A 12964-nucleotide genomic window follows, 5' to 3' on the forward strand; every position below is an offset into this window, starting at 1 on the left:
TCGCGCTCCTTGAGGCCAGCATCGATACCGGCCAAGGCACGCTCACGCCATTCTTCGAGCCGGTATATCGGTACCGAAACTTCGCGCGAAATGGCATCCACCGGCTCGCCGCGCAACAAGCGCAAGACGACTTGTTTCTTCCGATTGGCCGACCACCGTTTCACTTCGGCGGCCGCGCCGGGGGCGCTTCCAGTCGCGCTACGCGCTCCTTCCACCGCCCCCGGCACAACCTCGGCGATCTTCGACTTCTTCAGCATGTTCAACTCCGTTTCCAGAAACACGTTTTACCCCAAAATCGTGTCCAGAAAAATCGGAGGCGGTTCACGCCTTGCCGCGCGCGAGCCAGCAAGCGTAGAGATCGTGCGACACGGTGGTCGCGCCGGCGAGCGTCAGGCCCGCGACGACCGCGAGGATGGTCGCGAACGTCACGGCGGCGATGAAGCCGTAGAACAGGTTGCCGCCGACCGCCTGCGCCAGCTTCACGGCCACCATGTTCGAGCCGCCGAGCAGGTCGCGCGTGAGGTTGATGTGGCCGTCGGCGCCGGCCTTGAAGAACTCGGGATGCTGCGCGAGAAGCGCGATTGCCGAGAAGCCGATGATGAAGGTGAGCAGGTAGAAGTAGCCGATGAAACCCGTCGCGACGAACACCGACTTGCGCGCCGCCTTCGCGTCGGGGACGGTGAAGAAGCGCATCAGGATATGCGGGAAGCCAGCCGTGCCGAACATCAGCGCGATGCCGAGCGAGAGCGCGTTGAGCGGGTCCTTCAGCAGCTTGCCCGGTCCCATGATGCTGAGCGCGCCGGGATGCACGTCCACCGCGTGGCGGAACATCTGCTCCGGGCTGAAGCCGAATTGCGCGAGCGCGGTGATCGCCATGAAGGTCGCGCCGCAGAGCAGCAGCACCGCCTTGATGATCTGCACCCAGGTGGTCGCGGTCATGCCGCCGAAGAACACGTAGACCACCATCAGCGCGCCGACGATCACTTCCGCCATCCAGTATTGCAGGCCGAACAGCAACTGGATCAGCTTGCCCGCGCCGACCATCTGCACGACGAGATAGAAGATCACGACCACGAGCGACGTGCTCGCCGTGAGCAGGCGGATGGGCGCCTGCTCGAAGCGGTAGGCGACCACATCGACGAACGTGAACTTGCCGAGATTGCGCAGCGGCTCGGCGAGCAGGAACATCACGAACGGCCAGCCGACCAGAAAACCGATCGAGTAGATCAGGCCATCGAAGCCGAACATGAACACCATGCCGGAGAGACCGAGGAACGACGCCGCGGACATGTAGTCGCCGGCGATCGCGAGGCCGTTCTGGAAGCCGGTGATGCCGCCGCCCGCGCTATAGAAGTCCTTGGTCGTGCGGGTTCTGCGCGATGCCCAGCGCGTGATCGCGAGCGTGACGAGCACGAACAGCAGGAACATCCCGATCGCGACGGGATTGAGTTCGCCATGGTCCGGCACCGGGCCAACAACGGAGGAAGCGTGAGCGAGCGCGGCGGTCGAGGCGAGGCCGGCGATCGACAATAGGCGAAGCAGTTTCATCGTTCAGTCTCCTTGCCGGGCTTTGGCGAGCAGCGCGCTCATCAGCGGGTCGAGCGTGCGGTTCGCGCGCAGCACGTACCAGCCGGTGAGTCCCACCGCGACCGCGATGATGCCCACGCCCGCGACGATGCCGACGCTCGTCGTGGCGCCTGCATACAGCGGCTGCGCAAGCACTTGCGGCGCGAGCGCGACGAACAGGATGAAGCTGTAGTAGGTGAGGATCATGAGCGCGGTCAGCGTGAAGCTGAAGCGCCGGCGTGTGCTGACGAGCTGCCTGTAGGCAGGGCTCGCCTTGAGCGAATCGATGACGGCTTGCTGCATCTCTTTGTCTCCTTCTTTTGAACTGCGTGGGTTTGTCCGGCTGCTTTCGCGCAGCACTTGTGCTGTGGGTGGGTCTTGCTCAGACCGCCGCCATGCGCGCGAGCGCCTGGCGCATGTCGGTCTCGAAGCGCCCGACGATATCGGCGAGCGGTTCGACGCGGTCCACGAACGCCAGCGAATGCCCCGCCGAGAGCAAGCCCTTCGACCAGTCGCCGGTCACGTACGCATCGCGGCCGATTTTTCCGGCCACCATCGGCAGCAGTTCCTGGATCGTCACGTTCGGGTTTTGCGCTTCGAGCGCCTTGACGGCCGCGCTCGTTTCGTTGCGCAGCGTGCGCACGGTGTTGCGCACGGACTGCATGCAAAGATCGGTATCGGTCGGCTGCGCTTCCACGAGGCGGCGCTTGTAGTCCTCGTGCGCCCAGATTTCCTCCGCGACGACAAAGCGCGTGCCGATCACCACGCCCGATGCGCCCATCGCGAGCGCGGCGGCGAGCTGCGAGCCGCGGCCCACGCCGCCGCCGATCAGGTACGGAATGTCGAGCTCGCTTTCCGCCCATGCCGCGTTGACGAACGAGCCGACCATGTCGAGGCCCGGATGCCCGCCGCATTCGGCGCCGACGATCGCCACGGCATCGACGCCGATCGACGCCGCCTTTACCGCGTAGCGCACCGCCGGCACCTTGTGCAGCACCTTCACGCCGGCTGCCTTGAGGAGCGGCATGAATTCCTCCGGATTGCGCCCGGAGGTCTCGACGAACTTCACGCCTTCATCGACGATGAGTTCGAACACGTCGCGCGTCTTTTCGCCGGGCACGAGCTTCGGCAGCATCGAGACGTTGACGCCGAACGGGCCGCCGTCGCAGAGATCGCGGCAGCGGCGGATTTCCGCCTGCAGCGCGTGCGGCTCGGGAAAGCTTGCCGCCGTGATGAAGCCGATGATCCCGGCGCGCGACGCCGCCGCGACGAAGTTCGCATCGGCGAGCCACATCAGCCCGCCCGCGACGATGGGCAGGCGCGTGCCGAAGAGTTCGGTGACTGGATTGGAAAAACGGCTCTGGCTCATGAGGAGTTCCGCGATAAAGGCGGCGTCAGACGACGCCGTCGGTCTTCAATCGGGCGAGCTGCTCGTCGGACAGGCCGAGCAGCGACTGGAGCACGTCGCGCGTGCCTTCGCCCAGTTGCGGCGGCGCGCTGCGCACCGGCAGGCGCTCGCCGTCGAAGCGATAGGGCGGCGCGAGCACCTGCGTGCTGCCCACTTCGGGATGCGGCTGCGTCGTGACGAGCCCCGCGTCGGTGGCGCGCTTCGAGGTCAGCGCTTCGTGAAGCCCGAGCACTTCGCCGCACGGAATGCCCGCCGCGGCGAGACGCTCCAGCAGCACGGCGCGCTTGCGCATCCCGATCTCGCGATTCAGTTCCGGCACGAGCACCGCGCGATTCGCCGCGCGGCCGATATTGGTCTGGAAGCGGTCGTCCTCGGCGAGATCGGGACGCTCGATCACCTCGCGGCAGAAGCGCGCGTACTGGGCGTTGTTGCCGACCGTGATGACGAGCGGACCATCGGCGGCATCGAACACGCCGTAGGGCACGATCGACGGATGCGCGTTGCCGTAGCGCGGCGGGTCCTCGCCCTGGATCAGCGCTTCGAGCCCGTAGTAGGAGGTGATCATCAGGCCGCAATCGAAGAGCGCCATTTCGATGTGGTGTCCCCGGCCGGTCTTCTGGCGCTCGAAGAGAGCCGCGAGCACGGCCTGCGCCGAGTACATGCCGGTGAACAGGTCGACGGCCGCGACGCCGAACTTGAGCGGCGGCTGTTCGGCTTCGCCGTTGAGCGCCATCAGCCCGGCCTCGCCCTGGACCAGGAGGTCGTAGCCCGGACGCGCGGCTTCCGGTCCGGTGCGGTCGTAGCCGGAGATCGAGCAGTAGATCAGGTCGTTGCGTTCGTGCTTCAACTGCTCGTAGCCGAGGCCCAGTTTCTCCGCACCGCCGAACTTGAAGTTCTGGATCACGACGTCGCACTGCGCGGCGAGTTCGCGGGCGATCCGCTGGCCTTCGGCGGTTTGCAGGTCGAGGCTCACCGAGCGCTTGTTGCGGTTGACGCTGTTGAAATACGAGGTCTGGGTCGAGCCGACGCGCAGGCCCCAGTCGCGGGTATCGTCGCCGCGAGCCGGATGCTCGACCTTGATGACTTCGGCGCCGAGGTCGCCGAGCACCATGCCGCACCAGGGGCCCGCCAGCACGCGGGAAAGATCGAGCACGCGCACGCCGGCAAGCGGCAGCGCGGAATTCAGGTTCGACATTGGAAGTCCGTTTTTTCGTGAGCCGCCGCAGCGGTCAGCCTTGGGTCAGCGTGCGTCAACGCAGCTTCGAGTCAGCCGCGACCCAGCGCGATGTAGCGTTCGAGATGATGGTCTTCGTCGCCGAGCTGATGGTCGATCAGGACGAGGCGCTTCGCGTAGTGCGCGAGCGGCAGCTCCCACGTCATGCCGATGCCGCCGTGCAACTGGATGCACTCTTCGGCAACCCGCGCGCCGATGCGTCCGATGCTGGTCTTCGCCGCCGACAGCGCACGTTCACGCGCGACGCGTTCCGAGCCGAGCGCGGCGGCCGCGTTGATGACCGCCGAGCGCGCCTGTTCGATCTCGAGCAGCAAATCCGCCATGCGATGCTGCAACGCCTGGAAGCTGCCGATCAAGACGCCGAACTGCTTGCGCGTGCGCAGGTATTCGAGCGTGAAGTCCTTCGCGACATCCATCGCGCCGAGCGCTTCCGCGCAAAGCGCGAGCACGCCGCAGCCGATGCTTTGTTCGAGCGTGGCGAACCCGGCGCCGGGCTGGCCGAGGAGGGCGTCGCCGCCTACGCAGACTTCGTTCAGGACGACTTCGGCCGCGCGGCCGCCGTCGATGTTGCGATAGCCGCGCAAGCTCAAGCCCGCTGCCTCGCGCGGGACGAGGAAGAGCGAGATGCCGTCTTCGGCGTCGACGGCGCCGCTCGTGCGCGCGGAGACGAGGAACACGCTGGCCGCTTCGCCCTGCTGCACGACGGCCTTGGCGCCGGTCAAGGTCCAGCCGCCATCCGCACGGCGCACGGCACGCGTCGCGACCTGCGCGAGTTCGTAATGCGAGCCCGGCTCGTCATGCGCGAGCGCCGCGACCGCGCTGCCTTCGATCAGTTGCGCGATGAGCGCTTTCTGCGCGTCGCTGCCCGCGAGCGCCACCGCCCGGCCCACCATCAGCGCGCCGAGAAACGGCTCGACGACGAGCCCGCGTCCCAGGCTTTCGAACACGACGGCGATATCGAAACCCTCGCCGCCGAAGCCGCCGTCGGCCTCGCCGAACAGCGCGCCGACGATGCCCAGTTCGGCGAAACGGCCCCACATCTCGCGGCTGAATCCATCGGCGGAGCGCGCGAGCCGGTCGCGCGTCTCGAAGGCGTACTGCTCGCTGACGAAGCGGTTCAGCGTATCCGCCAGCATGCGGCGGTCTTCGGTGTGCTGGAAGTTCATGGCGATCCCCTTACAGTCCCAGGATCATCTTGGAGATGATGTTCTTCTGGATTTCGTTGGAGCCGCCGAAAATCGACAGCTTGCGATTGTTGAAGTAGAGCGCAGCGGCGCTCGCGGCTTCTTCGGGACCGACGGGCGCTTCGTCGTAGCCGTCGTGCAGCGCTTCCTCGATGAACGGTTGCGCATACGGTCCCATCGCGCGGCGCATCAGCGACGAAATCTCCTGGCGGATTTCCGTGCCGCGAATCTTGAGCATCGAACTCTCGGCGCCCGGCACGCCGCCGCCCGCCACTGCCGCGATCACGCGCAGGTTGGTTGTCTTCATGTTCTCCAGATCGATCTCGACGCGGGCGAAGCGCGCCGCGAAGAGCGGGTCTTCAGCGAGTGGCCGGCCATTGCGTCTGAGCTTCGCCGCGACGTTGCGCAGGCGCTCCAGCGCCGCGACCGAAAAGCCGACGCCCGCGATATTCGTGCGCTCGTAGGTCAGCAGATACTTCGCATACGTCCAGCCCTTGTTCTCCTCGCCGACGAGGTTTTCGGCCGGCACGCGCACGTCGGTGAAAAACACCTCGTTGATTTCATGCTCGCCTTCGAGCGTGATGATCGGCCGCACTTCCACGCCCGGCGTGTTCATGTCCACCAGCAGGAAGCTGATGCCTTCCTGCTTGCGGACATCGGTTGCCGTGCGCACGAGACAGAAAATCATGTTCGCGTGCTGGCCGAGCGTCGTCCACGTCTTCTGGCCGTTGACGATGTAGTGCTCGCCTTGCGCATCGATGCCGCGCACGGCGGTTGTCTTCACGGAAGCGAGATCGGAACCCGCGCCCGGTTCCGAATAGCCCTGGCACCACCAGTCCGAGCCGTCGAGAATGCGCGGCAGCCAATGGCGCTTCTGCGCCTCGCTGCCGTACTTGATGAGCACCGGGCCGAGCATGTTCACGCCGAACGGCAGGATGCGCGGCGCGCCGGCGAGCGCGCATTCGTTCTCGAAGATGAACTTCTGCACGGTGTTCCAGCCCGGGCCGCCGTACTGCTCGGGCCAGTGGTTCGCGAGCCAGCCCTGTTCGTTCAGGATCGCGTGCCACTCGACCATGTCGGCTCGGGTGAGTTGACGGCCGTGATTGACCTTGTCCGAGAGCCGTTGCGGGAGCTTGTCTTGCAGGAAGCGCACGACGCGCTCGCGAAAGGCTTCCTCTTCGGGGGTGAAGTTCAGATCCATGATTGGCTTCTTCCAGTAGGTGTCGAAGAGACTGGCGGCGCGTGCGCGCCGCGGGCGCTCACGAGGTGTGATTCAGGCTGGCGAAATCGGCACCGCGCTCGACGAGTTCGACGATCAGCGGCGACGGCCGCCAGAAGCGTGGATCTTCCTTCGCGAACGCGCGGATGTCGGCAAGCACGTTCGCGAGGCCGACCGTGTCGGCGTATTTCATCGGGCCGCCGCGATGGCGCGGGAAGCCGTAGCCGTAGAGGAACGTCACGTCGACGTCGAGCGGACGCAGCGCGATGCCCTCATGCACGACGTTTGCGCCTTCGTTGATCATGGCGGCCATGTAGCGGCGGATGATCTCGTCGTCGGTAAAGGCGCGCGGCGTGATGCCGGCGCGTGCGCGTTCGGCATCGACGATCGCCTCGACTTCGGGGTCGGGCGTGCCGGTGCGTGCGCCTTCGGGATAGAGATAGAACCCGCGTCCCGTCTTCTGCCCGAACCAGCCGCGCTCGCAGAGACGGTCGGCGATCTGCACATAGCGGGCTTCGGGGTCGCGGGCTGCGGCTCGGCGCTTGCGCGCGGCCCAGCCGATGTCGCCGCCCGCGAGATCGGCCACCTGGAACGGTCCCATTGGGAAGCCAAATTCGCGCACCGCCCGATCGATCTGATACGGCGACGCACCGTCTTCCATCATGTGATCGGCCGCCGCGCGATACACCGCCAGCACGCGATTGCCGATGAATCCGTCGCACACGCCCGCGCGCACCGGCACCTTGCGCAGCTTCTTCGCCAGCTCGAACGCGCTCGCGACCACGTCCGCGCCGACCTGCGCCGGCACCACCACTTCGAGCAGCTTCATGATGTTGGCCGGCGAGAAGAAGTGCAGGCCGATCACATCGGCGGGACGCGAGACGCTGGCGGCGATCGCGTCGATGTCGAGGTACGACGTGTTGGTCGCGAGGATCGCGCCCGGCTTGCAGACGCGATCGAGTTCCGCAAAGACGGCCTTTTTCACGTCGAGGTCTTCGAACACGGCTTCGATCACGAGATCGATCGAAGCGAGCGCGTCGTACGACGTGCTGCCCGTCCAGCGGCTCATCGCGGCTGCTTTCGCCGGCTCGCTCATGCGGCCCTTCGCGACCAGTCCGTCGTAGACCTTCTCGATATGCGCGCGACCCCGAGCGAGCGACGCCTCGTCGCGCTCGACCATCGTCACCGGCAGGCCCGCGTCCAGCGCCGCCACCGCGATGCCCGCGCCCATCGTGCCGCCGCCGATCACGCCGACGCTCGCGATCGGGCGTGGTTTCGCGGCGCGCGTTTCCGGCGCCTTCTGCACTTCGCGTTCGGCGAAGAACGCGTGGATCAGGCCGGCGCGCTGCGGGCTGTCGATGCATTGCAGGAACAATTGACGCTCGTGGCGCAGGCCGTCGTCGAAGGGTTGTTCGAGCGCGGCCTGGACCGCGTCGACGATCTTCAGCGGCGAAAACAAATCGCGCGATTTCCTCGACGTTTCGGTGCGCGCCGCTTCGATCGCGGCGCGGCTCGACTTGCGCTCGGCGAGACCGGCGGCGTCGCGGGTGCGGCGCACCGGCGCGCGTGCGGCGATGAGCTCCTGCGCGTAGGCGAGGCCGTCGGCGAGCGCGTCACCGGTCGGCCCGATGCGATCGACGAGGCCGAGCGTGCGGGCTTCCTTCGCGCCGACGTGTCGGCCGCTCAGCATCAGGTCGAGCGCAGCTTGCGCGCCGATCAGGCGCGGCGTGCGCTGCGTGCCGCCCGCACCGGGCAGGAGGCCGAGCGTGACTTCGGGCAAGCCTAGTTTCGAGCCCTCGACCGCCAGCCGGTAATGCGCCGCGAGCGCGACTTCGAGGCCGCCGCCGAGCGCCGCGCCGTGAATCGCCGCGACGACCGGCTTCGTGCATGCCTCGATGCGATTGCAGACTTCGGGCAGCGACGGCGGCTGCGGCAGCTTGCCGAACTCGCGGATATCGGCGCCGCCGATGAAGTTGCGTCCCGCGCCGACGATCAGGACCGCCGTGACGGCGCGCTCGGCGTCGGCCTTCTCGATCGCGGCGAGCAGGCCGCGCCGGACGTCGACGCCCAGTGCGTTCACGGGCGGGTTGTCGAGGGTCACGACGAGGATGCCGTCGTCGCGCAATTCGGATCTGACGATGTCGTCAGCCAGTTCGGGATTCGTCATGTTTGTCTCCGTGTATTTGCTTTTGTGTGGATGCATTGTCGAGTGACAAAGCTGCGTTGACAATTCCATTGCGGGTTGACGGACTGTTAACCAGGAATTGACAGACGACGCCGGGAATTATTCCCAGGTCTTGGCGAGGGAGAGGATGGCGTCGCGCAGGTAGTCGATCAGCGCCTGCGTCGACGGCGACGGATAGCGGTTCGGCAAGGTCACGATGTAGAGCGTGTTCTGCTGCCCGGCGACCCGGTACGCCGGCAGGATCTGCACGAGACCCTGGCTCGTGGCCGCATGCGGCACGTACACCGGCAAGAGACCGATGCCCATGCCCTGGCATACCGCATCGGCGAGAAACGGATAGTCCGACGACTGCAATGCGGGTTGCATCGTGATCGTGTGGACATCGGCTTCGTTTTGCCGGTGGATCAACTCGACCGTGAGACGCATCCCGGGGTAGGGCGACGCGATGAGCGTCTGCCGTTCGAGGTCGGCGGGATGGTCGATCGGGCCGCGCTCGGCCACATAGTCCGACGACGCGTACAGGTTCCAGTCGATCGAGCAGATGTTGCGGGCCACGTAATCGAGCGGCGGCGTGGACGTGATGCGCACGGCGACATCGACTTCGGCGGCGATCAGGTCCTCGATGCGATTGTTGAACGTCACGTTGAGCGTGATGCCGGGATGCGCGCGCGCGAATTCCAGCAGCTTCGAACCGATGAACATCCGGCCAAAGCCGGTCGGCACGCTGATGCGCACGCGTCCGCGCAGCGTGTGGCCGAGACTGTCGATCGACGCGCGCGCCGTGCCGAGGTCTTCGAGCATGCGCTGGCCGCAGTCGTAGAGCGTGTGTCCGGCCTGCGTGAGTTCGAAACTGCGGGTGGAGCGGCGCAGCAACTGCGCGCCGGTTTCCCGTTCGAGCAGTTTCAGCCGCTGGCTGATGTTCGAGCGCGTCATGCCGAGCTTGCGCGCGGCCGCGCTCAGGCTGCGCGAATCGACGATCTCGACGAACAGGCCGATCAGGTTCAGGTCCATGGTTTGTCAAATCGAACTGGACAGATGCGGCTATGTTAGGGGGATTGTCGCGGGGTGGATAGCGGGGAAGGGCGCCGGCGGGCGCGGGACGCGACTCCGGGACCGCGTCGCGACTGCGCTGGAAGCGAGCATCCCCCCATCGGACCAGCCGACACCCCCCTTCAAGTCCCTGCGTCAGTAGGGCTGTGGAATCGACGGCGCGAATCTAATCTCACATTCAGACGCATCTGATTCCTGATCGCGTTCCGGCCGATGTCCCGGCCAGACGCAGTCGATTCGAGTCCATCTTTCCGCCGAAACCCCTCTTGCGAGGTAACCGATCATGACCCTCTCAATCTGGCTGACCGCTATCGCGGTAGCGCTCGCGGCAACCTGCACGATTGCGTTCGCCCTCCCGATGTCCGCGGAAGAAGAGTTGAATCGCGCGACGGCATCCGAGGCGATTCTCGATGTCGACCTTCCCGCGCTGCCGCACTGGCTCGCGGCGTCGGCACCGGCAGCTTCGCCGTGCGACTCCCGCGACTGACCGGCACCGAGCAGCTTCCGCGCCAAGCCTTTTCCGCTCAACGTATTGCCGGATTCCCACGCCCGATATCCACAGGTTTAAGCACAGAAACTGTGGATAAATGCGGCACTGCACCGATTGCCCACAGTCCCGCCTTCATCGCCCGTGCTCAGGCGCTTTTATGTTGAGCGTCGCCCTGTTTAGGCTCATCGGCCAACGCGGGGAAAAACGCATTCCAGGCGGCGCGAACGCCTTCGGCCGCCGTCGCTTCGGCATCGATGTTTTCGGTCTCGCCGGACTGCGACGGATCAGCCGACAGTCCCCTCCAATGGGTAAAAACGAGCGCCGGCTTTTCGGTCCAGTCGCCGTCGGCGAATTTCGAGAACGCCGTCTCGCCGCTCGAAAGCTGGACTTCGTACCAGCCTGCGCGTACGGGCGCGTATTCTTCGAGCGGGAACCACGCGGTCGATTCGATTTCCATCATTCGCCTCCGGGATAAGGTCGCAACGGTAGAACAGCATTTTTTGTTCCACTTTTGTCTGCCTTGATGCCGGCGCGCCTGGCCGGAACACGAGCCACCTTCCGCGCCAAAAAAGAAAGCCCGCGCTGGGCGGGCTTCCTTTTGAAATGAGGCGGGGCGGAAACAGGCGGCGTACCTTCCGGCCTTCCCGCTTTCACCCCGTTTGCGGTCTCATGTCTTCACACAGACCACGAATACAGAATAGGCCATTCATCGCCAGGAGGCGAATTTTTTTGCGATGACCGGGATGGCGTAGGCGCGGTGTGATCCCGTCTTGCGCACGAGGGAAATTGAGCCCAAAAAAAAGCCCGCTCTCGATGAGCGGGCTGAATCCATATCGGTTGAGACATGGAGGAGACAGGAGTAAGTATAAACCCTTAAAACCTCCTGTCAACACTTTTTGTCTCGATTTAGTTTGCGTTCGTCACGGATGGCCCAGGCTGTGATAGAACGCGGCGAGATTCGCGATATCGGCGTCGGACAAGGGTTTCACCATCATCGACATCATCTCGTTCTGCCGCGCGCCGGACTTGAAGTCGTTCAGCGCCTTCACCAGATAATCCTCGTTCTGGCCCGCCAGATTGGGCGCTTCCGGAATCTTCGCGATCCCGTCGAGGCCGTGACACGCCTGGCATTGCACGGCCTTCGCGCGCCCGGCCTTCACGTCGGCGGCGAACGAAACGCTGCTCGCCGCGCACCCGGCGGCCAGCGCCGCCGCGGCGATCATCGTCGTCTTCATCGGATGCCGCCTCATTTGCCCGAGTAGGAGATGCGATAGATCGCGCCGTCGAAGTCGTCCGACACGAGCAGCGACCCGTCCTGCAATTGCTGGACGTCCACCGGCCGGCCCATGTATTCGCCCGACGGAGTGAGCCAGCCTTCGGCGAACACTTCCGTCTCGCCGGCGGTTCCGTCGTCCTTGATCGGCGTGTACATGATGCGCGCGCCGATCGGCTTCGTGCGATTCCACGAGCCGTGTTCAGCGTCGAAGATGCCGCCCTGGTACTTCGCGGGGAACATCTTGCCGGTGTAGAACGACATGCCGAGGTCCGCCGCATGCGCGGCGAACTCGACCGCCGGGAACACGAGGCCCGCCGGCGGCGTGGCATCCTTGTACTCGGCCGTGCGCACCTTGCCGCCGCCGTACCACGGGAAGCCGAAGTTTTCGCCGGCCTTCGTCGCGTGGTCGAGTTCGCCGGGCGGGGTGTCGTCGCCCATGCCGTCGACCTGGTTATCCGTGAACCACAGCGTCTTGTCCTTCGGATTGAAGTCGAGGCCGACCGAATTGCGCACGCCATGCGCATAGACCTCGCGGTTCTTGCCGTCCGTGTCCATGCGGATGATGCCCGCGAGCCCGTTCTTGTCGAGTTCGGCGAGCTTGTCCTTCGGCGGCACGTTCCACGGCTGACCGAGCGTGATGTAGAGCTTCTTGTCCGGCCCGATGCGGCAGGTGCGCGCACCGTGGTTGAAGCTCTCGAACTGCGTCGGGATCAGCTTGCCCTGCGGCACGACGACCGCCGCCGCCACGTCCGGCCCGCCTTCGCCGAAGAACTGCGCCGCCGGGAACGCCAGCACGCGATTCTGCTCGACCACGTACAGCACGCCGTCCGGCGAGAAGCACACGCCGTTCGGCACCTTGAAGGTCACCGAACTCGCGAACGCGACGACATCGTCGGCGACGCGGCGCTTCGTGCGGTCCGTCACCTGCCACACGCGCGACTTGCGCGTGCCGACGAACACGACGCCCGTCGACGGCTCGATCGCCATGTGGCGCGCGTCGGGCACGACCGCGTAGAGCTCGATCTTGAAGCCGGGCGGCAGCTTGATCGACTTGAGGTTTTCGCGCAGCGCGTCGGCGCGCTGGCCAGTTTGCGGCACCTGCTCGGCGGGCGCGGTGTTGCCCGTCTGCTTGAAGTTCGAAAGCGCGTTGACGTTGTCCTGCGCCGCGTAGGCGGACGGCTGGCCGGCCAGGACGGCACCGATCGCGAAAGGCAAAAGCTTGAGTGCTGGTTTCATCTGCTTGTCTCCTTGAAGGCTTCGTTATTGAAGACTGCAACTGCGGAAAAAACGGGATGTGCGAATGACGGCGGCGAATCGAAACGGCGGCGGGTCGGGCTGGATTAATCTTAGGA

The 12964-nt window shown here is 65.6% G+C and carries 12 protein-coding genes and 1 pseudogene; 1 reads left to right on the forward strand and 12 read right to left on the reverse strand.

The genetic code is table 11. The features are described from left to right. From AWB68_RS16910 to AWB68_RS16950, 9 genes and pseudogenes are all read right to left on the reverse strand, one after another. A partial coding sequence (locus AWB68_RS16910) for a hypothetical protein (protein ID WP_200828719.1) occupies positions 1–257 on the reverse strand: 257 nt, incomplete at its 3' end. Between the two features lie 70 nt (positions 258–327). Next, a pseudogene (locus AWB68_RS16915) lies at positions 328–1548 on the reverse strand (sodium:solute symporter family transporter); the annotation flags it as partial. A 3-nt stretch (positions 1549–1551) separates the two neighbouring features. After that, positions 1552–1869: a DUF485 domain-containing protein gene (locus tag AWB68_RS16920; RefSeq protein ID WP_087645501.1), complete on the reverse strand. Its 318-nt coding sequence runs from the start codon at positions 1867–1869 to the stop codon at positions 1552–1554. A gap of 79 nt (positions 1870–1948) precedes the next feature. Beyond that, positions 1949–2935 carry an NAD(P)H-dependent flavin oxidoreductase gene (locus tag AWB68_RS16925; protein WP_087645502.1) on the reverse strand — a complete coding sequence of 329 codons (987 nt, stop codon included), beginning with the start codon at positions 2933–2935 and terminating at the stop codon, positions 1949–1951. Between the two features lie 25 nt (positions 2936–2960). Then, entirely contained in the window at positions 2961–4169 is a 1209-nt protein-coding gene (locus tag AWB68_RS16930) for a CaiB/BaiF CoA transferase family protein (RefSeq protein WP_087645503.1), read from the reverse strand. Positions 4170–4240: 71 nt separating this feature from the next. Continuing rightward, entirely contained in the window at positions 4241–5374 is a 1134-nt protein-coding gene (locus AWB68_RS16935) for an acyl-CoA dehydrogenase family protein (RefSeq protein ID WP_087645504.1), read from the reverse strand. A gap of 10 nt (positions 5375–5384) precedes the next feature. Then, the gene (locus AWB68_RS16940; protein ID WP_087645505.1) at positions 5385–6593 is read right to left on the reverse strand and encodes an acyl-CoA dehydrogenase family protein; all 1209 of its coding nucleotides are present in this window, start codon (positions 6591–6593) and stop codon (positions 5385–5387) included. A 58-nt stretch (positions 6594–6651) separates the two neighbouring features. Beyond that, the gene (locus AWB68_RS16945) at positions 6652–8778 is read right to left on the reverse strand and encodes a 3-hydroxyacyl-CoA dehydrogenase NAD-binding domain-containing protein (RefSeq protein WP_087645506.1); all 2127 of its coding nucleotides are present in this window, start codon (positions 8776–8778) and stop codon (positions 6652–6654) included. Positions 8779–8895: 117 nt separating this feature from the next. Further along, positions 8896–9807 (reverse strand): LysR family transcriptional regulator, encoded by a 912-nt coding sequence (locus AWB68_RS16950; RefSeq protein WP_087645507.1) that lies wholly within the window; start codon positions 9805–9807, stop codon positions 8896–8898. A 322-nt stretch (positions 9808–10129) separates the two neighbouring features. Here AWB68_RS16950 and AWB68_RS16955 point away from each other — a divergent pair, with 322 nt between their 5' ends. Next, entirely contained in the window at positions 10130–10333 is a 204-nt protein-coding gene (locus AWB68_RS16955) for a hypothetical protein (protein WP_087645508.1), read from the forward strand. A 148-nt stretch (positions 10334–10481) separates the two neighbouring features. Here AWB68_RS16955 and AWB68_RS16960 read toward each other — a convergent pair whose 3' ends face one another. The 3 genes from AWB68_RS16960 to AWB68_RS16970 all read right to left on the reverse strand — a co-directional run bounded on the left by AWB68_RS16960 (position 10482) and on the right by AWB68_RS16970 (position 12848). Continuing rightward, positions 10482–10796, reverse strand: coding sequence for a hypothetical protein (locus AWB68_RS16960; RefSeq protein WP_200828720.1), 315 nt, complete (start codon positions 10794–10796; stop codon positions 10482–10484). Between the two features lie 460 nt (positions 10797–11256). Beyond that, a complete protein-coding gene (locus AWB68_RS16965) occupies positions 11257–11571 on the reverse strand; it encodes a c-type cytochrome (RefSeq protein ID WP_087645510.1) in 315 nt (104 codons plus the stop codon). An 11-nt stretch (positions 11572–11582) separates the two neighbouring features. Further along, on the reverse strand, positions 11583–12848 hold the full coding sequence (locus AWB68_RS16970; protein WP_087645511.1) for a PQQ-dependent sugar dehydrogenase: 1266 nt from the start codon (positions 12846–12848) through the stop codon (positions 11583–11585). Between the last annotated feature and the right edge of the window lie 116 nt (positions 12849–12964).

The organism is Caballeronia choica (assembly GCF_001544535.1).
Classification (GTDB): Bacteria; Pseudomonadota; Gammaproteobacteria; order Burkholderiales; family Burkholderiaceae; genus Caballeronia; species Caballeronia choica.

Excerpts from the sequence above, each read along its gene's own strand:
- AWB68_RS16940 (WP_087645505.1), bottom strand. The coding sequence starts at position 6,593 with ATGGATCTGAACTTCACCCCCGAAGAGGAAGCCTTTCGCGAGCGCGTC.
- AWB68_RS16955 (WP_087645508.1), top strand. The coding sequence starts at position 10,130 with ATGACCCTCTCAATCTGGCTGACCGCTATCGCGGTAGCGCTCGCGGCA.
- AWB68_RS16965 (WP_087645510.1), bottom strand. The coding sequence starts at position 11,571 with ATGAAGACGACGATGATCGCCGCGGCGGCGCTGGCCGCCGGGTGCGCG.
- AWB68_RS16970 (WP_087645511.1), bottom strand. The coding sequence starts at position 12,848 with ATGAAACCAGCACTCAAGCTTTTGCCTTTCGCGATCGGTGCCGTCCTG.
- AWB68_RS16945 (WP_087645506.1), bottom strand. The coding sequence starts at position 8,778 with ATGACGAATCCCGAACTGGCTGACGACATCGTCAGATCCGAATTGCGC.
- AWB68_RS16925 (WP_087645502.1), bottom strand. The coding sequence starts at position 2,935 with ATGAGCCAGAGCCGTTTTTCCAATCCAGTCACCGAACTCTTCGGCACG.
- AWB68_RS16960 (WP_200828720.1), bottom strand. The coding sequence starts at position 10,796 with ATGATGGAAATCGAATCGACCGCGTGGTTCCCGCTCGAAGAATACGCG.
- AWB68_RS16930 (WP_087645503.1), bottom strand. The coding sequence starts at position 4,169 with ATGTCGAACCTGAATTCCGCGCTGCCGCTTGCCGGCGTGCGCGTGCTC.
- AWB68_RS16950 (WP_087645507.1), bottom strand. The coding sequence starts at position 9,807 with ATGGACCTGAACCTGATCGGCCTGTTCGTCGAGATCGTCGATTCGCGC.
- AWB68_RS16935 (WP_087645504.1), bottom strand. The coding sequence starts at position 5,374 with ATGAACTTCCAGCACACCGAAGACCGCCGCATGCTGGCGGATACGCTG.
- AWB68_RS16920 (WP_087645501.1), bottom strand. The coding sequence starts at position 1,869 with ATGCAGCAAGCCGTCATCGATTCGCTCAAGGCGAGCCCTGCCTACAGG.